Below are 26,488 nucleotides of genomic sequence, written 5' to 3'. Positions count from 1 at the left end.
CCCGTCCCGTGTCGCCCGCGCCCCGACTGCCGTCGCGCCTGGCGACGCTGCGGGCCGAGCCCGGCTGGCGGCGGATCGACCTGATCTCCGACCTGCACCTGTCGCCGGACATGCCGGCGACGCTGGCGCGACTGCGCGCCCACCTGTCGGCCACGCCCGCGGATGCGATCTTCCTGCTGGGCGACATCTTCGAGGCCTGGATCGGCGACGACGCGCGCTGGCAGGCCGGTACGTTCGAGCAATTCGCGCTCGAACTGCTGCGCGGGGTCTCCGCGCGCAAACCCCTCTTCTTCATGCACGGCAACCGCGACTTCGCGCTCGGCGAGCCGATGGCCGAGGACGCCGGCATGCGGCTGCTGCCGGACCCGGCGCGGCTGGAAGCCTTCGGACGCGGTTGGCTGCTGAGCCATGGCGATCAGCTCTGCCTGGGCGATGTCGGCTACCTGCGCGCCCGCGCGGCGGTGCGGCGTCCCGGGGTGCTGGCGGCGCTGCGTGCGATGCCGCTCTTCGCGCGACGCGCGCTGGCGCGACATCTGCGGGCGAAGAGCCGCATGCACCAGAGCGATCCCTCGACCTGGGCGGATGTCGACGACGACGCGGCCCGGGCCTGGCTGCGCGATGCCGGCTGCGACACGCTGATCCATGGCCACACGCATCGCCCGGCGCTCCATGACCTCGGCGACGGCCTCGCACGCGCGGTGCTGTCCGATTGGGACTACGACCACGGTCCCGGTCGCGGGGATGTGCTGGTGATGGACGCCCGGGGCCTGCATCGCATCGCGCCGATGCACGCGGCCGCGCCGGACCCGCATGCGGGAGGCGGCTCGCCGTGATCGGCGACCTGCTCCAGCGCTGGCGCGCACGCCGCGAGCGCCAGCTGCTTGACCAGTACGCGATTCCCGACGAGCTCTGGACGCTGACGCTGGCGCAATACCCGTTCATCGCCCGGCGTTCCGAGGCGGACCGGACCGAGCTGCGCCGGCTCTGCTCGCTGTTCCTGGCGTCCAAGGAGTTCCATGGCGCCGGCGGCTTCGAGGTCACCGACGAGGTGGCCGTCGCCGTGGCCGCGCAGGCCTGCCTGCCGGTGCTGAAGCTGGGACTGTCCTGGTACGACGGCTTCGTCGGCATCGTCATGCACGAGGGCGAAGTGGTCGCCGCCCGCGAGACGATGGACGAGGACGGCGTGGTCCACGCGTACGACGAAACCTTGGCCGGCGAGGCGATGGAAGGCGGCCCGCTGATGCTCGCCTGGAGCGAGATCGCCCCCGAGGCGACCGAGCGCGTGGAAGGCCACGACTCGGTCTACAACGTCGTCATCCATGAGTTCGCGCATGTGCTCGACATGCGCGACGGGGAGCCCGACGGCGCGCCGCCCATCGACGACCCCGCCCTGCGGCAGCAATGGGGCGCGACGATGGAGGCCGAATGGCACTGGTTCTGCGACCAGGTCGATGCGGGGCATGCAACGCTCATCGATCCCTACGGCGCCGAGGCGCCCGAGGAATTCTTCGCCGTCGCCGTCGAGGCCTTCTTCGTCGCGCCGCACGAGCTGCTCGCCGAGCAGCCGCGGCTGTATCGGCTCCTCGTTGGCTTCTTCAGGCAGGACCCGGCACGCGATTGAGCACCATCAAGGGAACCCGGGCCCCGTCTCCTCCGTCTCCCTCCTTTGGCGGCCGCCACGGCCGCCAAATTCCCTCCTTAAGCTGCGGAGACGGGGCCCGGGTTCCCTTGATGCGATACACCGAGCAGGCATGAAAAAGCCCGCGTGAGCGGGCTTTCGGTGGAGGGGGCAGGCGTCAGTCGGCCGTCGCCGGCTCCGCCTTGGGCTTGTTGTCCTTCTTGTTGGGCGTGATGTCGAGCTGGACCTCGCCCTTGTCGTCCACGTCCACGCTCAGGCGACCACCGTCGACCAGGCGACCGAACAGCAGCTCGTCCGCCAGCGCGCGCCGGATGGTGTCCTGGATCAGGCGCTGCATCGGACGTGCGCCCATCTGCGGATCGAAGCCCTTGGCCGCCAGGTGCTTGCGCAGCGCGTCGCTGAAGGTGACCTCGACCTTCTTCTCGGCCAGTTGGCTCTCCAGCTGCAGCAGGAACTTGTCCACCACGCGCAGGATGATGTCCTCGTTCAGCGCGCCGAAGTTGACGATGGCGTCCAGGCGGTTGCGGAACTCCGGCGTGAACAGCCGCTTGATGTCGGCCATCTCGTCGCCCTGCTCGCGCTTGGTCGTGAAGCCGATCGTCGACTTGGTCATCGCCTCCGCGCCCGCGTTCGTGGTCATGATGATGATCACGTTGCGGAAGTCGGCCTTGCGCCCGTTGTTGTCGGTCAGCGTGCCATGGTCCATCACCTGCAGCAGCACGTTGAAGACGTCCGGATGCGCCTTCTCGATTTCGTCGAGCAGCAGCACCGCGTGCGGCTTCTTGGTGATCGCCTCGGTCAGCAGGCCGCCCTGGTCGAAGCCGACATAACCCGGAGGCGCGCCGATCAGGCGGCTGACGGCGTGGCGCTCCATGTACTCGGACATGTCGAAGCGGATCAGCTCGATGCCCAGGATGTAGGCGAGCTGCTTGGCCACCTCGGTCTTGCCCACGCCCGTCGGACCGCTGAACAGGAAGGAGCCGATCGGCTTGTCCGGCTTGCCCAGGCCCGAGCGCGCCATCTTGATGGCCGCGGACAGCGCATCGATGGACGGATCCTGGCCGAAGACCACGCTCTTCAGGTCGCGGTCCAGGCTCTTGAGCTTGCCGCGGTCGTCCGACGACACCGAGGCCGGCGGAATGCGCGCGATCTTGGCGACGATGTCCTCGACCTCGGCGCGGGTGATGGTCTTCTTCTGCTTGCTCTTGGGCAGCACGCGCTGCGCGGCGCCAGCCTCGTCGATGACGTCGATCGCCTTGTCGGGCAGGTGACGGTCATTGATGTACTTGGCCGACAGCTCCGCCGCGGCCTGCAGCGCACCCAGCGCGTACTTGACGCTGTGGTGCTCCTCGAAGCGCGACTTCAGGCCCTTGAGGATCTCGACAGTCTGGTCCACGGTCGGCTCGACCACGTCGATCTTCTGGAAGCGCCGTGACAGCGCCGCGTCCTTCTCGAAGATGCCGCGGTACTCGCTGAAGGTGGTCGCGCCGATGCACTTGAGCTGGCCCGAGGACAGCGCCGGCTTGAGCAGGTTGCTCGCGTCCAGCGTGCCGCCCGAGGCCGCGCCGGCGCCGATCAGCGTGTGGATCTCGTCGATGAACAGGATCGCGCCGGGCTGGTCCTTGAGCTGCTTGATCACCGCCTTGAGGCGCTGCTCGAAGTCGCCGCGGTACTTGGTGCCCGCCAGCAGCGCGCCCATGTCCAGCGAATAGACCACCGCCTCGGCCAGCACGTCGGGCACCTGGCCCTCGGTGATGCGCCAGGCCAGGCCCTCGGCGATCGCGGTCTTGCCCACGCCGGCTTCGCCCACCAGCAGCGGGTTGTTCTTGCGGCGGCGGCACAGCACCTGCACCACGCGCTCTACCTCGAGCTCGCGGCCGATCAGCGGATCGATCTTGCCGTCGCGGGCATGCTGGTTGAGGTTCTGGGTGAACTGCTCGAGCGGGCTGCCCTTGCCGCCGCCCTGGCCCTGGCCTTCGCCTTCCTCGCGTTCGGACTCGGCACCGTTGCCTTCCGGGCCCTTCGGGGGCTCGGGCGGCTCGCTCTTCTTGATGCCGTGGGCGATGAAGTTGACGACGTCCAGGCGGGTGACGCCCTGCTGGTGCAGGTAGTAGACCGCGTGGGAGTCCTTCTCGCCGAAGATCGCGACCAGCACGTTGGCACCGGTCACTTCCTTCTTGCCGTTGCCGGTGGACTGGACATGCATGATCGCGCGCTGGATCACGCGCTGGAATCCCAGCGTGGGCTGCGTGTCGACCTCGTCCGTGCCACCGACGGTGGGGGTGTTTTCCTTGATGAACTGCGCAAGCGACTTGCGCAGGTCCTCGATATTCGCTGCGCAGGCGCGCAGCACCTCGGCCGCGGACGGGTTGTCCAGCAGCGCCATCAGCAGGTGTTCCACGGTGATGAACTCGTGGCGCTGCTGGCGTGCCTCGACAAACGCCATGTGCAGGCTGACTTCAAGCTCTTGCGCAATCATGCGGCCTCCATAATGCACTGCAGGGGGTGACCGGCGCGCCGTGCGGCCGCCGACACCATTTCGACCTTGGTGGCCGCCACGTCCTTGGTGAATACACCGCAGACGCCGCGGCCTTCGTGATGGATCTTCAACATGATCTGGGTGGCCGTATCCAGGTCATGGCGGAAATACTCCTGCAAGACCATCACCACAAACTCCATCGGCGTGAAGTCGTCATTGAGCATCAGCACCTGATACAGGCGCGGAGGCTCCGTCTTCTGAGCGACACGCTCCAGCGTGGTGGAATTCCCACCCTCCTCCGTGCCCGGCGGCGGCGCGCCGCCAGGGGGACCCGCCGGGGGGAACTGTTGAGCAAACAAAGGCATGAGCCGATTCTATAAACAGCGGGAGCACCCTACATGGGGACGGGCCAACGCCTGTCAATGCCCCGAGTTTGTCACCTTCGCGGCGCTACACCCCGGGGAGTTCCTCAATTGACACTGGCTTGACACGGATTTGAGAATCCGCCCCGGTGCGAAAAAGACACCGGGATGGAGAAGAACGATGGCAACAGGCACGGTCAAGTGGTTCAACGATGCCAAGGGGTTTGGCTTTATTGAACCCGAACAAGGCGGAGGGGACGTTTTCGCCCATTTCTCGGCCATTCAGATGGACGGCTTCCGGACGCTGAAGCAGGGCTCCAAGGTGAGCTATGAATTGGTCCAGGGCCCCAAGGGCCAGCTGGCCCAGAACATCCGCCCGCTGGACGGCGGCGATGCGATGGAGGCGCCCCTGGGCATCCCGCTGATGGCGGACAACCTGGCCGGGCAACAGCAGGCAGCGGCGTGACCCGCCTGCGCTGATCCACCGCCCACAGCAAGGCCCGCGCGAGCGGGCCTTCTGCATTGGGATAACCGCCGGCCGCCGCCGGGCCGCCGTTCGCCGATTCCCAAAAAAGAAAACCCCGGCGGGTCAGGCCGGGGTCGCGGGTCGGGACCGGCTTACGCCGGCCTGGACTCACATATTGTCGATCATCACCTGGCCGAAACCGGAGCACGACACTTGCGTCGCGCCGTCCAGCAGGCGGGCGAAGTCGTACGTGACCTTCTTCGACAGGATCGACTTCTCGATCGACGAGATGATCAGGTCGGCCGCTTCGGTCCAGCCCATGTGGCGCAGCATCATTTCAGCCGACAGGATCTCGGAACCGGGGTTCACGTAGTCCTTGCCCGCGTACTTCGGCGCGGTGCCGTGGGTCGCTTCGAACATGGCGACGGAGTCGCTCAGGTTCGCGCCCGGGGCGATGCCGATGCCGCCGACCTGGGCAGCCAGCGCGTCGGAGATGTAGTCCCCGTTCAGGTTCAGCGTCGCGACGACCGAGTACTCGGCCGGGCGCAGCAGGATCTGCTGCAGGAACGCGTCGGCGATGCTGTCCTTGACCACGATGTCCTTGCCGGTCTTCGGGTTCTTGAACTTGCACCACGGGCCGCCGTCGATCAGCTCGGCGCCGAATTCCTTCTGGGCCAGGGCGTAGGCCCAGTCACGGAAGCCACCTTCGGTGAACTTCATGATGTTGCCCTTGTGCACGATCGTGACGCTGGGCTTGTCGTTGTCGATCGCGTACTGGATGGCCTTGCGGACCAGGCGCTCCGTGCCTTCCTTCGACACCGGCTTGACGCCGATGCCCGAGGTTTCCGGGAAGCGGATCTTCTTGACGCCAAATTCCTCCTGCAGGAACTTGATCAGCTTCTTGGCCTTGTCGCTCTGGGCTTCGAACTCGATGCCGGCGTAGATGTCTTCCGAGTTCTCGCGGAAGATGACCATGTCGGTCTTCTCGGGTTCCTTGACCGGCGAGGGCACGCCCTTGAACCAGCGCACCGGGCGCAGGCAGACGTACAGGTCCAGTTCCTGACGCAGCGCCACGTTCAGCGAGCGGATGCCGCCGCCCACGGGCGTCGTCAGCGGGCCCTTGATCGAGACGACGTAGTCCTTCAGGACCTGCAGCGTCTCTTCGGGCAGCCACACGTCGGGGCCATAGACCTTCGTCGACTTCTCGCCGGCGTAGATCTCCATCCAGTGGATCTTCTTGGCGCCGCCGTAGGCCTTCGCCACAGCCGCGTCCACCACCTTGATCATCACCGGGGTGATGTCGAAGCCGGTGCCGTCGCCCTCGATGTAAGGAATGATCGGGTTGTTCGGAACGTTGAGCGAGAAGTCGGCATTGACCGTGATCTTCTGGCCGCCCTCGGGCACCTTGATGTGCTGGTACATGGAGTCGTCTCCGCGAATCGCGTGGGTGGGTGGGACAAACGGAAGCGCCGATTCTATGACAGCGAAACTTTCAATCGGCTGATGCCCCGGCCGTGGTCCTGGAGGCTTCACCCGCAGTACGCGCGGATCTGCGCCCACAAGCCGTGACCGAGCGCCCACAGGGCGCCGGCGGCCAGCATGACGCCGGAGAGCCGGGTCGCGATTCGCACACCCGATCCGCCGCTGGCGACACCCCGGTCAGCGCCGCCCAGGCGGGTCAGCAGCCAGGGGCCGGCGACCAAGCCCGGCGAGGAGCCAAGCGCGAAGGCCGCCATCACCGCCGCGCCCTGCCAGGGGCCGTCGGCGAGGGCTGCCACCGTCAGCGCCGATTGCAGGAGTCCGCAGGGCCAGGCCAGCCACGCCACGCCGGCCAGGCCCGCGCTGGCCGTCCGCGCGGGCGTGAGCGCGACGCCGCCCCCGGTCAACGCGCCGGCGGGGACGCTCAAGCGCGCTGGCGTTCGTCCTGTCCAGCGCCACACCGCCCATCCCGGCAACTCCGCCCGCCAGGCGAGGAGCAGGCCGAACATCAGCGCGGCGAGCTGAACCCCGAGCCACAGCGGGCGCAGCGCGCCGGAAGCGATCTCCCAGCGCAGCAGTCCGCCCACGCTGGCCGCGGCGACGGCCCCGCCTGCCGCGTAGCCCAGGAGCCGGCCGCCATGGAAGGCGGCGACACCGGCGCGTCGCCCACCAGAGACCACCGCGCATGGTGCGACGCACATGGCCGCGCAATGGACGCAGCCCACGATTCCCATGAGAAAGGCGGAGCCCGCCAGCGCCAGTGTCAGCATCCCGGCCTCTGGCGGCGCCTCAGAGGATGCGGGAGAAGCGCACCGGCGCCTCGGCCGCGACAACGGATGCTTGCTCGCCAGCCATCGCCATCAGCGGCGTGGCGCGATCCACCGCCTTCAGGTAGCGGTCGAACACCATCGCCACCGCCCGGACGAAGAACCAGCCCATCGGCGTGACCTGCACGCCGCGCGCATCGATCGTCACCAGGCCGTCCGCCGCGAACTGTCGCAGGCGCTCAAGTTCCGGCGCGAAGTAATCCGCGACGACGATCCCGTGCGAGCGCTCGATCGGATCGAACTCGAGCCGGCCCTGGCACATCAGCGCCATGATCGCGTCGCGCCGCACCAGGTCGTCCTGGTCGAGCGTCAGCCCGCGCTCGACCGGCAGGCGCCCCTCGCGAAGGGCGGCGTAGTACTCGGGCAGCGTCTTGACGTTCTGCGCGAACGAGGCGCCGACCTTGGAGATCGCCGACACGCCCAGCGCCACCAGGTCGCAGTCCGGCTGGGTGCTGTAGCCCTGGAAGTTGCGATGCAGGCGCCCTTCCCGCTTGGCGACGGCGAGCGGATCGTCCGCCAGCGCGAAGTGGTCCATGCCGATGTAGCTGTAGCCACGGGCGATGAACCCGGCAATGGCGCCGGCCAGCATCCGCAGCTTGTCCGGGGCCGGCGGCAGCGCGGCGGTGTCGATGCGGCGCTGCGGCTTGAAGCGGTGCGGCAGGTGGGCGTACCCGTAGAGCGCGATGCGGTCGGGCCGCAAGGCGGCGACCTGGTCGATCGTCCGCGCGAAGGAGGTGGGCGTCTGGCGCGGCAGGCCGTGGATCAGGTCGACATTGATCGAGCGGAAGCCCAGGTCGCGCGCGGCGCCCATCAGCGCCGTGACGCTCTCCAGGCTCTGCTCGCGATGCACGGCCCGCTGCACGTCGGGATCGAAGTCCTGCACGCCGAAGCTCAGCCGGTTGAACCCCAGCGTGCGCAGATGGCGCAGCCGCGCGACGTCGATCGTCCGCGGATCGACCTCGATGGAGATCTCGGCATCGGCCGCGAGGCGGAAGTGGCGATGCAGCAAGGCCATCAGCATCGACAGCTCGCGGTCGGTCAGGAAGGTCGGCGTGCCACCGCCGAAATGCAGCTGCGACACGAGCGCGCGCGCCCCGAGCCGCCGGTGCACCAGCGCCATCTCCGCCTCCAGCGCGTCGACATAGACCGCCGCGCGCTCGTGATGCCGGGTGACCACCTTGTTGCAGGCGCAGTAGTAGCAGACCGACTCGCAGAACGGGATGTGGACATAGACCGACAGCGGCTGCGTCGCCGCAGGGCCGAACGCGCGCAGCGCGAGCGTCTCTCCATGACGTTCGGCATCGATGCCTGCATGAAAGCGGTCAGCCGTCGGATAGGAGGTGTAACGCGGTCCGGCGATGTCGAACCGGCGCAGCAGATCGGCATCGGGGATGCTGCGGTCCCACGGGGTCGGATCAGGGTTCATGGGCGGCGATCCTCACCCTTTGCTGCCAAATCGTCATTGATTGATGTCATTGCCGGCGCCGGGGCCCCGACAAAGAATCCGCCGCTTCCTCGCATGCCTGACCGCCTCATGTCGAGCCGCATCCGACTTTCCCTGCCCCCCTCCGCGCCGCACGACCTCTTCAAGATCAGTTGCTCGACTTGCGCGCTGCGCCAGATCTGCCTGCCGACCGGCCTGCCCGCCGCGGAGGTGCTGCAGCTCGAACGCATGGTGAGCGATCGGCGCGCGGTCGCGCGCGGAGCGGTGCTGTTCAAGACCGGCGACGTCTTCGAGGCGATCTACATCGTCCGCACCGGCTTCTTCAAGACCTCGGCGTCGGCGCAGGACGGCCGCGATCAGGTCACCGGCTTCCACATGGCCGGCGAGCTGCTGGGCCTGGACGGCATCTATGACGGCGCGCACGCGAGCCAGGCGGTCGCGCTGGAGGACTCGCAGGTGTGCGTCATTCCCTACGGTCGGCTGGAGGACCTCACCCGCGAGTTCGACCGCCTGCAGCGCCAGTTCCATCGGCTGATGAGCCGGGAACTCGTGCGGGACCAGGCCATGATGGTGCTGCTCGGCTCGATGCGGGCGGAACAGCGTGTCGCCGCGTTCCTGATCAACCTGATGCGTCGGCTGCGCGCACGCGGCTTCTCGTCGTCCAGCGTCGTGCTGCGCATGACGCGCGACGAGATCGGCAGCCATCTGGGGCTCACGCTGGAGACGGTCAGCCGCACTTTCTCACGCATGCAGGAAGACGGCGTGCTAGAGGTGCGGGCGCGCGAGTTGCGCGTCCTCAAGCCGCGCCGGCTGCTGCAACTGGTCCGCCGCGCCGTGTAGGCACGAGCCCGGACGCCAGGATCGATCAGGGGGTCTGCCCGCCCGTCGCCGCGTGGTTGCGCGCCTTCATCGCAGGGGCCATCGCGGCGTCGGCGCCCGCTTCCGCGGCCACACCGCTCCGATCGACGCCGTCCGACGAAGGGACGACAGGGTCGGGATGCGTCAGAGCGAGCACCAGGGTGGCCACGCCCGCCACCACGACCATGCCGGGCCCGCCGACCACCAGCCACATCATCGGATGCCGCCACCAGGGACCGCTGCCCGGCGTGTCCAGGTCGTTGATTCGTGTCGTCGTCATGGAAGCTCCCGCTGAAGGCCGGGGCGCCGACGAGGCGCCGGATCGGATGCCGCGCTCATCGCGGCACCATGAAAGTGGATTTCTCGAACAGTTCGCGTGCATCGCCGGCCCCCGACGGGCCGCCCGCCTCCACCCGGCGGATCGAGAACCGCATCGGATGCACGCCCGGTCCCAACCGCCGCGCCTGCTCCGCGGGCAGACGCAGCGAGACGGTGACCCAGCGCGCCTCGGCGGGCGCCAGCGTCAATCGCCCGGTTGGCGCGGCGACCCGCAGGCCGGGGATGCCCTCGACATCCAGCACGAACCCCTGCGTCGATTCGGCGGCGTTCATCAATTGCAGGCGATAGACGTTCTCCACGACCCCGTCCTCGACCTCCCGCGCCAGCGCGGCGCGATCGCGCACCACATCCACCTTGAAGGGCATCCGCACCGCCAGGCTCCAGACCAGCGCAGCCGACACCGCCAGCAGGATCCCGCCGTAGATCAGCACGCGGGGCCGCAACACACGTCGCCATTGGCGCGCGGCGCCCCAACGATGCTGCATGCCGTTCTGCGTCGCGTATCGGATCAGGCCGCGCGGATAGCCGAACTTGTCCATCACGTCGTTGCAGACGTCGATGCAGGCGGCGCATCCGATGCACTCGTGTTGCAGGCCCTTGCGGATGTCGATGCCGGTGGGACACACGTGGACGCACTGCTGGCAATCGACACAGGCGCCGAGTCCGATCGTCGACAGGTCCGCCTTCTTCGAGCGCGGGCCGCGCGGATCGCCGCGCTCGGCGTCGTAGCTGATGATCAGCGTGTCCCGATCCAGCATCGCGCTCTGGAAGCGGGCATAGGGACACATGTACTTGCAGACCTGTTCCCGCAGGTAGCCCGCATTGCCATAGGTCGCCATTCCATAGAACAGGATCCAGAAGACTTCCCATCCGCCGAGCGCCGCCTGCATGGCGTTCTCGCCCAGCACGCGGATCGGTTCGAAGTAACCGACGAAGGTGAAACCGGTCCAGAGCGACACGGTCAGCCACGCGGCGTGTTTCGCCGTCTTTCGCCCCAGCTTGCCAAACGACCAGACCGCCTTGTCGAGACGGATGCGCGCCGCGCGGTCGCCCTCGGTGTGCCGCTCGATCCACAGGAAGATCTCGGTGTAGACCGTCTGCGGGCAGGCGTAGCCGCACCACAGCCGGCCCGCCACCGCGGTGAAGAAGAACAGCCCGAAGGCCGACACGACCAGCAAGGCGGTCAGGTAGATGAAGTCCTGCGGGTACAGGATCAGGTCGAAGATCAGGAAGCGCCGCGCGTCCAGATCGAACAGGACGGCCTGGCGACCGTTCCAGGTCAGCCAGGGCAGCCCATAGAACAGCAGCTGCGTCGCCCACACCAGCGCCCAGCGCCAGAAGGCAAACCACCCATGCACCGCGCGGGGATAGACCTTCGCCTCGGAGGCATACAGCGAGATCGTCTTGAGCTCAGGGTCGCTCATGAGACAGCCCCCAGACATAGGCCGCCAGCACGCGGATCTGCTCGGGGCTGAGCCGGGAGCCGTGCTCCGGCATGTGGCTGTGTTTGCCGTTGTTGATCATCGCGACGATCGCAGGCTCGCCCCAACCGTGCAGCCAGACCTTGTCGGTGAGGTTGGGAGCGCCCAGCGCCTGATTGCCGCGGCCGTCCATGCCGTGGCAGGCGGCGCAGGCGGTGAATCTGGATTTGCCCAGCGCGGCCGCCACCGAGTTGTGCGGACTGCCTGACAGGCTCAGCACGTAATGCGCCAGGTTGCGCACATCCTCGCCGTTGCCGACCGCCGCCGCCATCGGTGGCATCGTGCCTTCCCGGCCACGCGTGATCGTCTCGATGAGGGTCTCGCCGCTGCCGCCATACAGCCAGTCGTTGTCGGTCAGGTTCGGGAAGCCCTTGGACCCCTTGGCGTCGGAGCCATGGCAGGTGGCGCAGTTGTTGGCGAACAGGCGTTCGCCGATGCCCATCGCCTGCGGATCCCTGGCCACGGTTTCCACCGGCAGCCCGTCGAACCTCGCGTAGATCGCCCGCATGGCCTCGCGGGCCTTGGCCTGCTCGGCGTCGAACTGGCCGGTGCTCGACCAGCCCAGCCGACCGGCGTAGCCGCCCAGACCCGGATACAGCGCCAGATAGAGCACCGAGAAGACCACCGTCAGCACGAACAGCACCATCCACCAGCGAGGCAGCGGGTTGTTGAGCTCCCGGATGTCCTCGTCCCAGACATGGCCGGTGGAGTTGTCGGCGGCCATCACCTTGCGGCGGCTGGCGATGATCAGCAGGGCCAGGCACAGGGCCAGGCCCAGCACGGTGGCAGCGGCCACGAACAGCGACCAGCCGTTCGAAACGAAATCACTCATGACGACCTCCTTGGAGCGCCACGTCCTCGTCCGACAGGACGAGCGCCCCCTGGTCTTCGAATCGTTCCCGGTTGCGGCGGGCATAGGCCCAGCCCACGATGCCGGCGAACACCAGCAGTGACAGCACGGTCACCGCGGAGCGCAGCACATTCACATCGATGTCAGGCATGACGGCGCTCCGATCAGGGCTTCAGCGCGGTGCCCAGCACCTGCAGGTAGGCGACGACGGCATCCATTTCGGTCTTGCCCTGGACTTCGGCGCCGGCCTGGGCGATCTGCTCGTCCGTGTAGGGCACCCCGACAGTCCGCAGCGCGCGCATCTTGGGCGCGAGGTCCTTCGGATCGAGCGCCGCGCCCGACAACCAGGCGTAGGCCGGCATGTTGGACTCGGGCACCAGGTCCCGCGGATTGGTCAGGTGCAGGCGGTGCCACTCGTCGCTGTACTTGCCGCCGACCCGGGCCAGGTCGGGGCCGGTGCGCTTGCTGCCCCACTGGAAGGGGTGGTCGTAGACGAACTCGCCGGCGACCGAGTAGTGCCCGTAGCGCAGTGTCTCGGCGCGCAGTGGGCGGATCATCTGGGAGTGGCAGTTGTAGCAACCCTCGCGGATGTAGACATCGCGACCGGCGAGCTGCAGCGGGGAATACGGCTTCAGATGCTCGACGGCCTGCGTGGTCGAGCGCTGGAAGAACAGCGGGACGATCTCGACGATGCCGCCGACGATCACCGTCAGCAGCACCAGCACGATCATCAGGAAGTTGCTGGTCTCGATGCGCTCGTGACCGGTGGCGGGGGCATGGGCGTTGGCCATGACGTGCTCCTTGGGGTCCGGGCGTTCAGGCGGCGGCCGCGAACGCGGCGCCGGGAATGGGATGGCGGGCCGGGCGGCCGACACGGACCGTCATCACGACGTTCCAGGCCATCAGGCACATCCCGCTCAGGTACAGCAGGCCGCCCAGCAGCCGCACCACGTAGAACGGGTAGGTCGCCTTGACGCTCTCGGCGAAGGTCCAGGTCAGCGTGCCGTCCGGATTCACCGCGCGCCACATCAGGCCCTGCATGACGCCGGCGATCCACATCGCGGCGATGTAGAGCACGATGCCCAGCGTGGCGATCCAGAAGTGCAGCTCGATGGCGCGCTTGGAATACATCTCCACGCGGCCGTACATGCGGGGGATGAGGTGGTACAGCGCCCCCATCGAGATGAAGCCCACCCAGCCCAGCGCGCCGCTGTGCACGTGGCCGACGGTCCAGTCGGTGTAGTGGGACAGCGCGTTGACGGTCTTGATCGACATCATCGGCCCCTCGAAGGTCGACATGCCGTAGAACGACAGCGCCACGATGAGGAACTTCAGGATCGGGTCGTCGCGCAGCTTGTGCCACGCGCCGCTGAGCGTCATGACGCCGTTGATCATCCCGCCCCAGCTCGGCGCCAGCAGCACCAGCGAGAACAGCATGCCGACGCTCTGCGCCCAGTCCGGCAGCGCGGTGTAGTGCAGGTGGTGGGGTCCCGCCCACATGTAGGTGAAGATCAGCGCCCAGAAGTGGACGATCGACAGCCGGTAGCTGTAGACCGGCCGGTTCGCCTGCTTGGGGATGTAGTAGTACATCAGGCCGAGGAAGCCGGCCGTCAGGAAGAAGCCGACCGCGTTGTGGCCGTACCACCACTGCACCATGGCGTCCTGGACGCCGGCATAGGCGGAGTAGCTCTTGGTCAGCGAGACCGGGATCTCGGCGCTGTTGACGATGTGCAGCAGCGCCACCGCGATGATGAAGGCGCCGAAGAACCAGTTGGCCACGTAGATGTGGCGCACGCGACGAACGCCGATCGTGCCGAAGAAGACGATCGCGTAGGCGACCCAGACCACGGCGATCAGGAGGTCGATGGGCCATTCGAGTTCGGCGTATTCCTTGCCGGTGGTCAGGCCCAGCGGCAGGGTGATCGCGGCGAGCACGATGACGAGCTGCCAGCCCCAGAAGGTGAACCACGCCAAGGCGGGGGCGAACAGCTTCACATGGCTGGTGCGCTGGACGACGTGGAAGGCGGTGGCCATCAGCACGCAGCCGCCGAAGGCGAAGATCACCGCGTTGGTGTGCAGCGGCCGGAGCCGGCCGTAGCTGAGCCAGGGAATGCCGAAGTTCAACTCTGGCCAGGCGAGCTGCGCGGCGATGACCACGCCGACCAGCATTCCCACCACGCCCCACAGCACCGCCGCCAGCGCGAAGGCGCGGACCACGCCGTCCTCGTAGCTGGGCGCGCCTGAGCGTGCTCCCGTTGACTCTGATTTGCTTGCCATGCTGGCTCCTCGAGGCGCTCTTCGCGCGATTGGCGGCGATTGTTCGGCGCCTGGTTCGCGAGCGTGTTGATGACGGTCAAGCTCCGGCGTCGTCCTCGAGGATTCGTTGACCTTCCCGGTCCAGCGACTCGAGCTGTCCGTCCTGCACGGCCCAGCCGAACACCATCAGCACCAGCAGGACCAGCACGACCGAGAACGGGATCAGCAGGTAGAGGATGTCCATGTGCGGGTTCCGGAACGATGTCGAGGCGTCGGGGGCGGCCTCACCGACGGAAGGTCGTGTCGCGTCCGAGGCGTGCGGCGTTGGCCACCACCAGCAGCGAACTCGTCGCCATGCCCAGGCCCGCTGCCCACGGCGGCAGCCAGCCCACCAGCGCCATCGGCACGCACGCCGCGTTGTAGAGCGCCGACCAGGCCAGGTTCTGGCGGGCCACCTGGCGCGTTCGCCGGGCCAGGCCGAGCGCGGTGGTGATCGCGCCGAGCCGGTCCGACACCAGCAGCGCGTCGGTGCGCGACTTGGCGAGGTCGGCGCCCTGCCCCATCGCCACCGAGACCTGCGCACGCGCGAGCACCGGCGCGTCGTTGATGCCGTCGCCGATCATCAGCACGCGATGGCCGCAGGCCTGCAAGGCGGCCACATGGGCCAGCTTGTCTTCGGGACTCGCGCCGCCGCGCCATCGCACCGGGCCGACCTGGTCCGCGATCGCGGCCACGCGCTCGGGTGCATCGCCGGACAGCAGGTGCACCTCCAGCCCGCGCTCGCGCCAGGCGCTCACCGCCGTCCGCCCATCGTCGCGCAGCGCCTCGTCGAACAGCCAGGCGGCCCGGACGATGCCGTCACAGGCGAGCACGACCTGCGCATCGGCCACGCCGGTTCGCCGCTCCTGCGGCTCGAAGTGCGTCAGCGCCCAGCGCGGCGCGCCGAGCCGCCATCGCCGTCCATCGTCGGCCAGCGCTTCCAGGCCGCGACCGCTGAACTCTTCGATCACCCACTCCTTCGCCGGCGACGACGGGGGTGGAGCGTCGCGTTCGGACTCCAACGCTCGCGCGAGCGAGCGCGCCAGCGGATGGTGCGACGCGCCGGCCAGCGCGAGCGCCGCCGACCGCGCGTCGGCGTCGAGCGCGTCGGGCCATTGGCGCCGGGGCCGGGGCGATGGATCGGTCAGCGTGCCGGTCTTGTCGAGGACGACGACGTCGATGTCGGCCAGCGTCTCGATCGCCTCGAGCCGCGACAGCAACAGCCCGCGTCGCGCCAAGGTGCCCGCGGCGGCCACCCACGCCGCCGGCGCCGCCAGCGACAACGCGCAGGGACAGGTCACGATCAGCACGGACACCGCCACGGCCACCGCCCGCGAGGGATCGATCAGCTGCCACGCGAGCGCCGCCAAGCCGGCCAGCACGAGCACCGCCGCCAGGAACCATCCCGCCACGCGGTCGGCCATGCGCAGCGTCGCCGGACGGTCCTGGAAGGCCTGCGTCATCAGCTGGCGGATGCCGGCCAGACGGGTCTGCTCGCCCACGTGCCGCACCCGCAGCATCAGTACGCCCTGGAGGTTCAGGCTGCCGGCGAGCACCTCGTCGCCAGACGCCTTCGCGACCGGTCTGGACTCGCCGGTGAGCAGCGACTCATCCACCGCGCCAGCACCGGCGTCCACCGTGGCATCGGCGGGAATGCGCTGCCCGGCTGCCACGCGCACGAGGTCTCCCGGCGCCAGCTGCGCCACGGGCACCGTTTCGACGCTGCCGTCCGGCTTCTGGCGCTCGACCCGCTCCGGCAGTTCGCCGGCGGCGTGCTCGAGCGCCTGCGCGGCGCGGTGTCGCGCGCGCAGTTCGAGGTAGCGCGCGCCCAGCAGGAAGGCCACGAACATGGTGATCGAGTCGAAGTAGACCTCGTGCCCGAAGAGCCCGCCCGGATCGAGCGTCGCGCCGCTGCCGGCGACGAAGGCGACCGCCAATCCCAGGGCCACGGGCACGTCCATGCCGATGCGGCGCTGGCGCAGCTGCGAGGCCGCGGCCTGGAAGAACGGGCCCGCCGCCAGCAGCATGACCGGCAGCGTCAACACCCATTGGCCCCAGCGCAGCAGGGCCGCCTGGTCCGGCGCCATCTCGCCGGGCGCGGCCACGTAGGACGGCCACGCCAGCATCATCACCTGCATCATCAGGAAGCTCGCCACGAACAGCCGCCAGACGGCCTGCCGGTGCTCGCGCCGGCGCAGTTCGCGCGCGGGCCCGGCAAGGTCAGGGGCGAGGTCGTAGCCGGCGGCCCTCAGCGATTGCCGCAGCTCCTCGAACGGGACACCCGCCGGCGACCAGTCCAGCATCAGCGTCTGGGTGGAGGCGTTCACCTGCGCCGCGTGAACCCCACGGCGCGCCTGCAGCGTGGTTTCGATCAGCCCGGCGCAGGCGGCGCAATGCATGCCCGAGAGCCGCAAGCGCGTGCGCGCGATGCGCTCGCCGCCCGTTGCCGCGTGCCATTGCGTGACGGGGCGCAGCGCTTCGTCGAGCCCGTCGAGCCCATCGGGCGCCGAGGACGCCGCAGGCGTCAGCGGCGCGTCGCGGCGGGGGCGATTGGCGGGCCGGATGTCGGCGCCCCGGGCGCCGGCATCGGCCGAGGCGGCGGGGGCGGGCAACATGGCCGCGATAATCCGCCCATCCTCGAGGTCACGTCATGCTCAATATCAAACGCGCCGCATCGTCCGCCGCCCTGTCGACCGCCCTGTTGATCACCGCGCTGTCGGCCGCCGCGCCCGCCATGGCCCAGCAGATCCCGCAGACCGGTCTGCCGGTCGTCGAGCTCGGCGCGGGCATGCACCTGATCCATGCCGAGGTCGCCCGCACCGACGAGCAGCGCGCCATCGGCCTGATGGCCCGCAAGGAGATGGCGCCCAACGCCGGCATGATCTTCGTGTTCGAACAGCCCGCGCAGCAGTGCTTCTGGATGCGCAACACGCTGATCCCGCTGTCGGCCGCCTTCGTCGCCGACGACGGCACGATCGTCAACATCGTCGAGATGCAGCCGTTGTCCGACGCCTCGCATTGCTCCACCAAGCCGGTGCGCTACGTGCTGGAAATGAACAAGGGCTGGTTCGACAAGCGCGGCCTGAAGGCCGGCTCGAAGCTGCGCGGCGGCCCCTGGCCCAAGTGAAGCGAAGCCGCGAGGTCGCGGCGCCGCCTGAAACGACAACGGCCCGGGAGCGATCCCGGGCCGTTGGTCCATCCGGCGCCCGCTCGCGCAGGCGCCGCGGCGTCAGTTGCCGAAATTGGCTTGCGCGAAGTCCCAGTTGACCAGGCTCTTCAGGAAGGTCTCGACGAACTTCGGACGCGCGTTGCGGTAGTCGATGTAGTAGGCGTGTTCCCACACGTCGATGGTCAGCAGCGCGGTGTCGGCGGTGGTCAGCGGGGTGCCGGCGGCGCCCGTGTTGACGATGTCGACGCTGCCGTCGGCCTTCTTCACCAGCCAGGTCCAGCCGGAACCGAAGTTGCCGACGGCGCTCTTCTGGAAGGCTTCCTTGAAGGCGTCGACGCTGCCCCACTTGGCATTGATCGCGTCAAGCAGCTTGCCGGTCGGCGCGCCGCCGCCGTTGGGCTTCATGCAGGACCAGAAGAAGGTGTGGTTCCAGATCTGGGCGGCGTTGTTGTAGATCGGACCGCTCGAGGTCTTGACGATCTCTTCCAGCGTCTTGCTTTCGAACTCGGTGCCCTTCTGCAGGTTGTTCAGGTTGTCCACGTAGGCCTTGTGATGCTTGCCGTGGTGGTACTCGAAGGTCTCGGCGCTGATGTGCGGCTCCAGCGCCTTCTTGTCGTACGGCAGCTCGGGCAGGACGTGTTCCATGAGGGACTCCTAATCGGTTGGTGGTGGGACGGGTGTCGCGGCGGATTGTAGGCAGCGAAATCATGCCCCTGCCGGGAGCACGCGTACCCCGCCGCCCCGGGGCGCAGGCCGCCCCTCAGCGCTCCCGGCGGGCGATGCGCCCGACCCGCAGGTCGGCCTCGCCGTCGGCCAGCACGGCGCGCAAGTCCTGGCCCTCGTGGAGCTGGTCCACCGAACCGAGCGCCCGCCCCTGGCCATCGTCCAGCCAGGCATAACCGCGCGCCAGCACCTGGCGCGGGTCGAGCGCCTGAAGGCGCGCCGCCAGCCCCTCCAGCCGCTGGGCGCCGCGCTGCGCCTGTTGCGGCAGCGCGCGGTCCAGCCGCTGCGCCAGGTGCCGCAGCCGCTGCTGTTCCAGGGCGGCGGCGCGGGGCGCGACCTGGGCCAGGCGCTGCGCGAGATGGCGCAGGCGCTGGGTCTCCATCGACACGGTCCGCGGCGCGACCTGCCCCAGCCGCTGCGACAGCAGATCGAGCCGCCGGCGCTGTCGCGCCAGCGCGTCGCCCGGCCGCGCCAGCCGCAGCGCGAGCCGGTCCAGCCGCTGCGCCGCCGCGTCCAGGCGTTGCTCGACACGGCGCCGCAGCTGCCGCTCCAGCGCGTCGAGGCTGTCCAGGCATTGCTGGCGGGCCACGGTCGCCAGCTCCGCGGCGGCGGTCGGCGTCGGCGCCCGCAGATCGGCCGCCAGGTCGGCGAGGGTGATGTCGGTCTCGTGCCCGACGCCGCAGATCACCGGCAGCGCCGATTCGCCCACCGCCTGCACGACGCGCTCGTCGTTGAAGGCCCAGAGGTCTTCGAGCGAACCGCCACCGCGCACGAGCAGCAGCACCTCGGCGTCGGCACGGGCGTTCGCCGCGGCCAGCGCGCGAACGATCGCCGGCGGGGCCTCGCTGCCCTGCACCAGCGTCGGGTAGATGAACACCCGCGCATGCGGCGCGCGCCGGCGCAGCGCCGTGAGCACGTCATGCAGGGCCGCGCCGCCGGTCGAGGTGATCACGCCGATCCGGCGCGCGTAGGGCGGCGGGCGGCGCTTGCGGTCGGGATCGAACCAGCCCTGCGCCTCCAGCCGCGCCTTCAGGCGCAGGAACTGCTCGTACAGCGCGCCCTCGCCGGAGCGCCGCATCGCCTCGACGATGAATTGCAGTTCGCCGCGCGGCCCGTAGAGGTCGAGCCGGCCTCTCAGCTCGACGGTCATGCCGTCGCGCGGCGCGAAGTCGACCATCGAGGCGGCGCGCCGGAACATCGCACAGCGCAGCATCGCCGGTTGGCCGTCGGCATCCTTCAGGCTGAAGTAGCAGTGGCCGCTGGCCGCGCGGGTGAAACCCGACAGCTCGCCTTGCACCGTCACGACGGGGAATCTGGCCTGCAATGCGTCGGAAAGGGCCGTCAACAGGGCCGCGACCCCCCAGACCATCCGTGGCGATGCGGGTTGTGGGGCGTCAATCATGCGCAAACCCAGCAATGGCGCGGGTCGGGAACTCCACAGCCGCGCCAATGCTGGCTCCGCAGGCCATATTGCCCGTCATGCCCGCGTCACATATCGATAAGCGCTTGTTTTTCAAAAGCTTTTTCCTGCTCATTTTTGAAGCAGGCTAATCCTTGCCGTTTGCTGACGGGCCCTGGCGCGGTTCCGCGACCAGTTGCCCACAAAGTTATCCACAGGTTCGGTGGATGTTTGTAAGGGCTTGTGATGAGGGGCCGCGGTGGTCGAAGCGCGGGCGGCGTGGCGCCATAATGCGCCGCCGGGCCGGAGATGCCCGAACGGAGGGAAAGCCTTGTTTTCGATCATACAAGCCGCCGGTTGGCCGATCTGGCCGCTGCTGCTGTGTTCCGTGGTGGCCCTGGCGCTGATCATCGAGCGCGTCGTGAGCCTGCGCGCCGCCCGGGTGGCGCCGCCCAGCCTGATCGAGGAAGTGCTGGGCGTGACCCAGCTGCAGATCCCGAGCGGCGAGGTCGTGGGCAAGCTGGCCGAGAACTCGCTGCTGGGCCAGGTGCTGGCCGCTGGGCTGCGCGCCTCGCAGGCCGACCCGCGCGCCGGCGAAGCCCGCCTGCGCCAGGTCTTCGAGCTGGCCGGCCGCCACGCGATCCACCAGATGGAGCGCTACCTCAACACGCTGGGCACCATCGCCGCAGCCGCCCCGCTGCTGGGCCTGCTCGGCACGGTGGTGGGCATGATCGAGATCTTCGGCAGCCAGAGCCCCACCGGCAACAACCCCGGCCTGCTGGCGCACGGCATCTCGATCGCGCTCTACAACACCGCGTTCGGCCTGATCGTGGCGATCCCGTCGCTGATGTTCTACCGCTACTTCCGCGGCCGCATCGAGGCCTACGTGGTGGACATGGAACAGGCCAGCGAGCGCCTGCTGACGCACCTGGTGAACCGCGCGATGCCCGCCGGCGCCCATGCGGCCAACACCGGTCCGGTGACCGTGCCGCCGCCGGTCGCCACGCCCGCGCCAGGCAAGGCCAAGGCATGAAGTTCCGCCGTCGCCAGAGCGAGGAACCGGAGATCAACCTGATCCCGTTCATCGACGTGCTGCTGGTCGTGCTGATCTTCCTGATGCTGTCGACCACGTATTCCAAGTTCACCGAGCTGCAGCTGACGCTGCCGACGGCGGACGCCCAGCAGCTGAAGGACCGGCCGGCCGAGATCATCGTGGCCATCTCGGCGGACGGCCGCTACGCGATCGACCGCAACGCGGTCGAAGGTCGCAGCGTCGACCTGCTGACCGCCGCGCTGCTGCAGGCGGCGCAAGGCAAGCAGGAACCGGTGGTCATCGTCTCCGCCGACGCGGCGACGCCGCACCAGGCGGTGGTCAACGCGATGGACGCGGCGCGTCGCGCCAACCTGACGCGACTGACCTTCGCCGCCAACAAGCCGCAATGACCGCCGTGGGCGCCGCGGTCGGCCGGGCCCGCGCATGACCCGGCCGGCACTTGAAGACCGGCTGCAGCGCGCCTGGCGCGACGACGACCGCCTGGCCCACCTGCTCCGCCCGCTGGCCGCGCTGCACGGCGCGGTGATCCGGCTGCGGGTGCTGCTCTACCGGCTGGGCCTCAAGCGCAGCGAGCCGCTGCCGGTGCCGGTCATCGTCGTCGGCAACTGGGTGGTCGGCGGCGCCGGCAAGACCCCCACCACCCTCGCGCTGCTGGACACGCTCCAGCGCCTGAACCTGCGCGCCGGCGTCATCTCGCGCGGCTACGGTCGCGCCGACGAGGCGCAGGTGCGCGTCATCGCCGACGGCGACCGCGCCGAGGACGTCGGCGACGAACCGCTGCTGATCAAGCTGCGCGCCGGCGTGCCGGTGGCCGTCGGCCGCGACCGCATCGCGGCGGCGCGCGCGCTGCTCCAGGCCAACCCCGACATCCAGCTGCTGGTCTCCGACGACGGCCTGCAGCACTGGCGGCTGCCGCGGCAGCTGAGCCTCCTCGTCTTCGACGAGCGCGGCCTGGGCAACGGCCGGCTGCTCCCGGCGGGGCCGCTGCGCCAGTCACGCGCCCTGCCGCCGCCGCCGGGCTCCTGCGCGGACACCCTGGTGCTCTACAGCACCGGCCGCCCCAGCACCGCCCTGCCCGGCTACGTCGGCACCCGGCAACTGGCGGGCGCGGTCGCGCTGGCGGACTGGTGGCGCGGCGAGCCGGCCCGGCTCGAGCGCCTGCACGCGCTGCGCGGCAAGCCGCTGCTGGCGGCCGCGGGCCTGGCGCGGCCGCAGCGCTTCTTCGACATGCTCGGCGAGCAGGGCCTGAACTTCCGCGCGCTGGCCCTGCCCGATCATGCCGCGCTGGACCCGCTGCCCTGGGCGCGCACCGACGAGGTCGTCATCACCGAGAAGGATGCCGTCAAGCTGCGCCCCGAGGCGCTGCAGGGCTGCCGCATCTGGGTGGTGGCGCTAGACTTCCGCCCCGAACCCGCTTTTGAAGAGGCGCTGCAGCGCGAGTTGCGGCGGCTGCTCCCCCATGGACCATCGACTGATTGAGATGCTGGTGTGCCCCGTCTGCAAGGGCCCGCTGGAAGACCGCCGCAACGCCGCGGCGACCGGCCTGCCGGACCGCGAACTGGTCTGCCCCGCCGACCGCCTGGCCTTCCCGATCCGCGACGGCATCCCGGTGATGCTGGCGAACGAGGCCCGCTCCACCGACGCCGAAGGCGACCCGGCGTGAGCACGCCCTTCCACATCGTCATTCCGGCCCGGCTGGCCTCGACGCGGTTGCCGAACAAGCCGCTGGCGGACATCGCCGGCGCGCCGATGATCGTGCAGGTCGCGCGCCGGGCCGCGCTGGCCGGCGCGGCCCAGGTGGTGGTGGCCACCGACGCGGCCGAGGTGCGCCAGGCCTGCGAGGCCCACGGGATCCGCGCGCTGATGACCCGGGCCGACCACGCCAGCGGCAGCGACCGCCTGGCCGAGGCCTGCGAGCTGCTGGCGCTGCCGGACGACGCGCTGGTGGTGAACGTCCAGGGCGACGAGCCGCTGATCGCGGCGGCGATGATCCGCGCCTGCGCCGAGCTGCTGGCCGCGCGGCCGCAGTGCGCGATGGCGACGGTCGCGCACGCGATCGACGACGACGCCGAGTTCGCGAATCCGAACGTGGTGAAGCTGGTGACCGACGCGCAAGGCCTGGCGCTGTATTTCTCCCGCGCGCCCATCCCCTGGTGGCGCGACGCGCCAGGCGGCGGCGCCCGCATCAAGCCGGGGGCGGTCCTGCGCCACGTCGGCCTGTATGCCTATCGCGCCGGTTTCCTGCGCCGCTTCCCGACGCTGACCGTCTCGCCGCTGGAGCAGATCGAGGCACTCGAGCAACTGCGCGTGCTGTGGCACGGCGAGCGCATCGCGGTGCATGTCAGCGACGAGCGGCCCGGTCCCGGCGTGGACACGCCCGAGGACCTGGAACGCGTCAGACAGTTGATGGCCAGCTGAATCGCGGCCCTGGCCCGACCGGGTGACGGCCCCTGTCATTCGACGGTCGCGTCAGCGGGGCGTAGGCAGGCCCGTGCTATCCTCGCCCGCAGTTTTCGAGGGCGCGTCGACCCGTGCGGCGCGCCCTCTCCCCATATCGAGGAGACCCATGCGACTGATTCTTCTGGGCGCCCCTGGCGCCGGTAAAGGCACCCAGGCGGCTTTCATCTGCCAAAAGTTCGGTATCCCGCAGATCTCCACCGGAGACATGCTGCGCGCCGCCGTCAAGGCGGGCACCGAGCTCGGCGTCGCGGCCAAGAAGGTGATGGACGCCGGCGGCCTCGTCAGCGACGACATCATCATCGGCCTGGTCAAGGAACGCATCGCGCAGCCGGACTGCGCCAAGGGTTTCCTGTTCGACGGCTTCCCCCGCACCATCCCGCAGGCCGACGCGATGAAGGCCGCCGGCGTGAAGCTGGATTTCGTGCTCGAGATCGACGTCCCTGACGCCGCCATCATCGAGCGCATGAGCGGCCGCCGCGTGCACGTCGGCTCGGGTCGCACCTATCACACCAAGTTCAACCCGCCCAAGGTCGCCGGCAAGGACGACGTCACCGGCGAGGACCTGATCCAGCGCGACGACGACAAGGAAGAGACCGTCAAGAAGCGGCTCGAGGTGTACCAGGCGCAGACCCGCCCGCTGGTGGACTACTACTCGACCTGGGCCGCCAGCGGTGACGCGCAGGCGCCGCAGTACCGCCGCATCGAAGGCATCGGCACGGTCGACGAGATCACTGGCCGCGCCCTCGCCGCGCTGGGCTGAGACCCGACGATCCGCGACGCGCGCGCGTCGCGACAGCAACGATGGCGGCCCACGAGGTCGCCATTTTTCCGCCGACAATTGACGTTTACGTCAACGGCAACCAGCCACCGCGCGGCCGCCCCGCCGCCGCCCGGTCACAGGAACCCCTGGAAGGAGACATCCCATGGACATCGCGAACAAGGTCTTCATCGTCACCGGCGGCGCGTCGGGACTCGGCGAGGGCACGGCCCGCATGCTGGCGCGCGAAGGCGCGACCGTCGTCATCGCCGACCTGCAGGTCGAGCGCGGCGAAGCCCTGGCCAAGGAGCTGGGCGGCACCTTCATCAAGTGCGACGTCAGCCAGGAGGCCGACGCGGAGGCGGCAGTGGCCGTGGCGGTCTCGCTGGGCAAGCTGATGGGCCTGGTGAACTGCGCAGGCATTGCACCTGCGGCCAAGACCGTCGGCAAGGATGGCGCGCATCCGCTGGCCACCTTCTCGAAGGTGATCACCGTCAACCTCATCGGCAGCTTCAACATGATCCGCGTGGCCGCCGAGGCGATGAGCCGGAACGAACCCGAGCCCACCGGCGAGCGCGGCGTCCTGATCTCGACCGCCTCGGTCGCCGCCTATGACGGCCAGATGGGCCAGGCGGCCTATGCGGCCTCCAAGGGCGGCGTCGTCGGCATGACGCTGCCGATCGCGCGTGACCTGGCCCGCAACGGCATCCGCAACATGACGATCGCCCCCGGCATCTTCGGCACGCCGATGCTGTTCGGCATGCCGCAGGAGGTGCAGGACGCGCTGGCCGCGAGCGTGCCCTTCCCGTCCCGCCTGGGCCGCCCGGAGGACTACGCCAAGCTGGTCCACCAGATCGTCACCAACGACATGCTCAACGGCGAGGTGATCCGCCTGGACGGCGCGATCCGGATGGCGCCGAAGTGAGCATCGAGGGTCGCGCCGGGCGGACGCTGCGGCGCCCGCCGCGCCTCACTTCAGCCGGTCCAGGCTTTCCCTCAAGCGGATGAACGCGGGGGCCGAACGCAGCGCCTCGGCACCGGCCTTCTGCAGCTCCTGCACGTCGCGGCCCTCGATGGTGAAGGCCGTCGGCACGCGCAGCAGGCTGTGGCGGATCTTGTCGTCCGGCACGTCATGCAGGCTCACGCTGACGATGTGGAGCTCGGCGTCCGCCGCGAACGGGCTCCCCGGCGTGCCGCGCGTGCGCATCAGTTCCGCCTGCCAGCGACGGTGGTCGTCGTTGAGCATGGCCAGCGTCACCTGCGTCTCGCGCGCGCCGGCGCCGAAGACCAGGGTCTCGATGACCTGCCCCGTCGACGGCACCTGGTCGCTGGCGTCGATGCGCTCGGCCAGGTCGCGCTCCGAGTTCACGGTGATCAGGACCATCCGGTGGATCGAGCCGGGCGGCGCGTCCGGGAAGGACGAGGCGATCGAGCCGCCGGCCAGCAGCCGGTCCAGCATCAGCCGCGCGCCGGTGTTGTCGGAGACCCCGCCGTCCACGAGGTGGATGTACGGCCGCTCCTTGGCGTCGCGGTAGCTTTGCGCGCTCAGCGCCAGCAGCCGGGTGCGGTAGTCGTCGGACGTCGCCGGGCCGCGCGGTGGCGTCGCCGCGGGGGCGCACTCGCCGGCGTGGTTCTTCAGGGTCATCGGCGACAGCAGGATGGGCACCGCCGACGAGGCGGCGACCGCGAACGACAGCGGCGTGCGGTCCAGGTCCGAGCAGATCAGGCCGAACTGCTCGGGCGTGAAATCGAAGGGGGCGCCGGTGGTGAGGTCGGTGGCGGTCACCATCAGGTCCGGCGCATGGGGGCGTGACTTCAGGTCGCCGAAGGTCAGGCCGCGATAGAGCTCGTCGAGCCGCTGCGCCAGGATGTGGCTGCGGCCGTACCACGGCGAGGTCAGGTGATACAGGCGCGTCGGCGCGAAGGCCTGGCGGATCAGGCCGGCCTCGAAGGGCACCATCAGGAAGTCGGGCTCGAAGCGCGTCAGCGTCTCGTCGCCGAAGGCCGCGAAGTGCGCGGCCAGGATGCTGCCGCCGGACACCCCGCTGACCAGCGCGACCTGGTCCAGCAACGTCGTGGGTTGGCCCTCGAGACTGAACGGCGTGGCCTTCATCTCGCGCAGCACGCCCAGGCCGAACGCGGCCGCCCGCGCGCCCCCACCGGACAGCGTGACGGCGGCCACGACCGCCGGCGGCGTGCGGCGCGGGGCGACCGGCGCCGCGGCGGGTGCGCCATCCGCGCCCGCCGCGAGGCCGCCATTGATCCAGGGCCGATAGGTCGAGCAACCGGCCAGCGTCGCCGCCAGCACCAGCATTCCGAGACGTCTTCCAATTCCCACGCACATCACCTTCAAGGGCTGACTCCCCGCCGAGATGCGGCCGGGGGACAAGCCGCCGACCGCATCGGG

The 26,488-nt window shown here is 69.5% G+C and carries 28 protein-coding genes; 12 read left to right on the top strand and 16 right to left on the bottom strand.

What is annotated here, in order from left to right:
• Positions 1–8: 8 nt before the first annotated feature.
• Positions 9–833: a UDP-2,3-diacylglucosamine diphosphatase gene (locus BM393_RS21010; protein ID WP_254783545.1), complete on the top strand. Its 825-nt coding sequence runs from the start codon at positions 9–11 to the stop codon at positions 831–833.
• Positions 830–1,621, top strand: a complete 792-nt coding sequence (locus tag BM393_RS21005; RefSeq protein ID WP_091732314.1) for a zinc-dependent peptidase — start codon at positions 830–832, stop codon at positions 1,619–1,621. Before BM393_RS21010 ends, BM393_RS21005 begins: the two co-directional genes overlap by 4 nt.
• A 175-nt stretch (positions 1,622–1,796) precedes the next feature.
• Here BM393_RS21005 and clpA read toward each other — a convergent pair whose 3' ends face one another.
• Positions 1,797–4,118 carry an ATP-dependent Clp protease ATP-binding subunit ClpA gene (gene clpA, locus BM393_RS21000; RefSeq protein WP_091732310.1) on the bottom strand — a complete coding sequence of 774 codons (2,322 nt, stop codon included), beginning with the start codon at positions 4,116–4,118 and terminating at the stop codon, positions 1,797–1,799.
• A complete protein-coding gene (clpS, locus tag BM393_RS20995; protein WP_091732307.1) occupies positions 4,115–4,483 on the bottom strand; it encodes an ATP-dependent Clp protease adapter ClpS in 369 nt (122 codons plus the stop codon). Before clpS ends, clpA begins: the two co-directional genes overlap by 4 nt.
• A gap of 178 nt (positions 4,484–4,661) precedes the next feature.
• Here clpS and BM393_RS20990 point away from each other — a divergent pair, with 178 nt between their 5' ends.
• A complete protein-coding gene (locus tag BM393_RS20990) occupies positions 4,662–4,946 on the top strand; it encodes a cold-shock protein (RefSeq protein WP_091732303.1) in 285 nt (94 codons plus the stop codon).
• Positions 4,947–5,114: 168 nt separating this feature from the next.
• Here the strand turns inward: BM393_RS20990 and icd are convergent, their stop codons facing one another.
• The 3 genes from icd to hemN all read right to left on the bottom strand — a co-directional run bounded on the left by icd (position 5,115) and on the right by hemN (position 8,678).
• Complete coding sequence (gene icd, locus BM393_RS20985) at positions 5,115–6,368, bottom strand: NADP-dependent isocitrate dehydrogenase (protein ID WP_091732300.1); 1,254 nt, start codon at positions 6,366–6,368, stop codon at positions 5,115–5,117.
• Between the two features lie 107 nt (positions 6,369–6,475).
• On the bottom strand, positions 6,476–7,195 hold the full coding sequence (locus BM393_RS20980) for a sulfite exporter TauE/SafE family protein (RefSeq protein ID WP_254783544.1): 720 nt from the start codon (positions 7,193–7,195) through the stop codon (positions 6,476–6,478).
• A gap of 19 nt (positions 7,196–7,214) precedes the next feature.
• Positions 7,215–8,678, bottom strand: a complete 1,464-nt coding sequence (gene hemN, locus BM393_RS20975; RefSeq protein WP_091732297.1) for an oxygen-independent coproporphyrinogen III oxidase — start codon at positions 8,676–8,678, stop codon at positions 7,215–7,217.
• 108 nt (positions 8,679–8,786) lie between these two features.
• On the opposite strand from hemN, the gene BM393_RS20970 reads away from it, so the two are divergent.
• Positions 8,787–9,536, top strand: coding sequence for a cyclic nucleotide-binding domain-containing protein (locus BM393_RS20970; RefSeq protein WP_091732294.1), 750 nt, complete (start codon positions 8,787–8,789; stop codon positions 9,534–9,536).
• 25 nt (positions 9,537–9,561) lie between these two features.
• Here BM393_RS20970 and BM393_RS20965 read toward each other — a convergent pair whose 3' ends face one another.
• The 8 genes from BM393_RS20965 to BM393_RS20930 form a co-directional block, all read right to left on the bottom strand.
• Positions 9,562–9,834: a hypothetical protein gene (locus tag BM393_RS20965; protein ID WP_091732289.1), complete on the bottom strand. Its 273-nt coding sequence runs from the start codon at positions 9,832–9,834 to the stop codon at positions 9,562–9,564.
• 55 nt (positions 9,835–9,889) lie between these two features.
• Entirely contained in the window at positions 9,890–11,317 is a 1,428-nt protein-coding gene (ccoG, locus tag BM393_RS20960; RefSeq protein ID WP_254783543.1) for a cytochrome c oxidase accessory protein CcoG, read from the bottom strand.
• On the bottom strand, positions 11,304–12,206 hold the full coding sequence (gene ccoP, locus BM393_RS20955) for a cytochrome-c oxidase, cbb3-type subunit III (RefSeq protein ID WP_091733783.1): 903 nt from the start codon (positions 12,204–12,206) through the stop codon (positions 11,304–11,306). The genes ccoG and ccoP overlap by 14 nt, the downstream gene beginning before the upstream one ends.
• Positions 12,199–12,375: a cbb3-type cytochrome c oxidase subunit 3 gene (locus tag BM393_RS20950; RefSeq protein ID WP_091732277.1), complete on the bottom strand. Its 177-nt coding sequence runs from the start codon at positions 12,373–12,375 to the stop codon at positions 12,199–12,201. Before BM393_RS20950 ends, ccoP begins: the two co-directional genes overlap by 8 nt.
• A gap of 13 nt (positions 12,376–12,388) precedes the next feature.
• Positions 12,389–13,015 (bottom strand): cytochrome-c oxidase, cbb3-type subunit II, encoded by a 627-nt coding sequence (gene ccoO / locus BM393_RS20945; RefSeq protein ID WP_091732274.1) that lies wholly within the window; start codon positions 13,013–13,015, stop codon positions 12,389–12,391.
• 25 nt (positions 13,016–13,040) lie between these two features.
• Positions 13,041–14,501, bottom strand: a complete 1,461-nt coding sequence (ccoN, locus tag BM393_RS20940) for a cytochrome-c oxidase, cbb3-type subunit I (RefSeq protein WP_091732269.1) — start codon at positions 14,499–14,501, stop codon at positions 13,041–13,043.
• A 76-nt stretch (positions 14,502–14,577) separates the two neighbouring features.
• The gene (gene ccoS, locus BM393_RS20935; RefSeq protein WP_091732264.1) at positions 14,578–14,724 is read right to left on the bottom strand and encodes a cbb3-type cytochrome oxidase assembly protein CcoS; all 147 of its coding nucleotides are present in this window, start codon (positions 14,722–14,724) and stop codon (positions 14,578–14,580) included.
• A 40-nt stretch (positions 14,725–14,764) separates the two neighbouring features.
• Positions 14,765–17,134 (bottom strand): cation-translocating P-type ATPase, encoded by a 2,370-nt coding sequence (locus tag BM393_RS20930; RefSeq protein ID WP_091732260.1) that lies wholly within the window; start codon positions 17,132–17,134, stop codon positions 14,765–14,767.
• A 35-nt stretch (positions 17,135–17,169) separates the two neighbouring features.
• Between BM393_RS20930 and BM393_RS20925 the strand changes: the two genes are divergently transcribed.
• Entirely contained in the window at positions 17,170–17,646 is a 477-nt protein-coding gene (locus tag BM393_RS20925) for a DUF192 domain-containing protein (protein ID WP_091732257.1), read from the top strand.
• Positions 17,647–17,748: 102 nt separating this feature from the next.
• Here BM393_RS20925 and BM393_RS20920 read toward each other — a convergent pair whose 3' ends face one another.
• Both BM393_RS20920 and xseA read right to left on the bottom strand, forming a co-directional pair.
• Complete coding sequence (locus BM393_RS20920; RefSeq protein ID WP_091732254.1) at positions 17,749–18,333, bottom strand: superoxide dismutase; 585 nt, start codon at positions 18,331–18,333, stop codon at positions 17,749–17,751.
• Positions 18,334–18,448: 115 nt separating this feature from the next.
• Positions 18,449–19,813, bottom strand: a complete 1,365-nt coding sequence (xseA, locus tag BM393_RS20915) for an exodeoxyribonuclease VII large subunit (protein WP_091732250.1) — start codon at positions 19,811–19,813, stop codon at positions 18,449–18,451.
• Between the two features lie 328 nt (positions 19,814–20,141).
• Here xseA and BM393_RS20910 point away from each other — a divergent pair, with 328 nt between their 5' ends.
• The 7 genes from BM393_RS20910 (at position 20,142) to BM393_RS20880 (ending at position 25,006) form a co-directional block, all read left to right on the top strand.
• A complete protein-coding gene (locus tag BM393_RS20910; protein ID WP_091732246.1) occupies positions 20,142–20,843 on the top strand; it encodes a MotA/TolQ/ExbB proton channel family protein in 702 nt (233 codons plus the stop codon).
• Positions 20,840–21,253 (top strand): biopolymer transporter ExbD, encoded by a 414-nt coding sequence (locus BM393_RS20905; RefSeq protein WP_091732241.1) that lies wholly within the window; start codon positions 20,840–20,842, stop codon positions 21,251–21,253. Before BM393_RS20910 ends, BM393_RS20905 begins: the two co-directional genes overlap by 4 nt.
• A gap of 34 nt (positions 21,254–21,287) precedes the next feature.
• A complete protein-coding gene (gene lpxK / locus BM393_RS20900) occupies positions 21,288–22,343 on the top strand; it encodes a tetraacyldisaccharide 4'-kinase (protein WP_091732237.1) in 1,056 nt (351 codons plus the stop codon).
• A complete protein-coding gene (locus BM393_RS20895; protein WP_091732234.1) occupies positions 22,324–22,527 on the top strand; it encodes a Trm112 family protein in 204 nt (67 codons plus the stop codon). Before lpxK ends, BM393_RS20895 begins: the two co-directional genes overlap by 20 nt.
• Complete coding sequence (gene kdsB, locus BM393_RS20890) at positions 22,524–23,282, top strand: 3-deoxy-manno-octulosonate cytidylyltransferase (RefSeq protein ID WP_091732231.1); 759 nt, start codon at positions 22,524–22,526, stop codon at positions 23,280–23,282. Before BM393_RS20895 ends, kdsB begins: the two co-directional genes overlap by 4 nt.
• 148 nt (positions 23,283–23,430) lie before the next feature.
• Positions 23,431–24,084: an adenylate kinase gene (gene adk, locus BM393_RS20885; protein ID WP_091732226.1), complete on the top strand. Its 654-nt coding sequence runs from the start codon at positions 23,431–23,433 to the stop codon at positions 24,082–24,084.
• A 163-nt stretch (positions 24,085–24,247) separates the two neighbouring features.
• Positions 24,248–25,006 carry a 3-hydroxyacyl-CoA dehydrogenase gene (locus BM393_RS20880; protein WP_091732222.1) on the top strand — a complete coding sequence of 253 codons (759 nt, stop codon included), beginning with the start codon at positions 24,248–24,250 and terminating at the stop codon, positions 25,004–25,006.
• 45 nt (positions 25,007–25,051) lie between these two features.
• On the opposite strand, the gene BM393_RS20875 is transcribed toward BM393_RS20880, so the two are convergent.
• Positions 25,052–26,395 carry a patatin-like phospholipase family protein gene (locus tag BM393_RS20875; protein WP_254783542.1) on the bottom strand — a complete coding sequence of 448 codons (1,344 nt, stop codon included), beginning with the start codon at positions 26,393–26,395 and terminating at the stop codon, positions 25,052–25,054.
• Between the last annotated feature and the right edge of the window lie 93 nt (positions 26,396–26,488).

It is taken from the genome of Mitsuaria sp. PDC51 (assembly GCF_900113225.1).
GTDB lineage: Bacteria > Pseudomonadota > Gammaproteobacteria > Burkholderiales > Burkholderiaceae_C > Roseateles.
The sequence above is the reverse complement of the archived record's forward strand: the minus strand, read 5'-3'. Positions and strand labels throughout refer to the sequence as shown.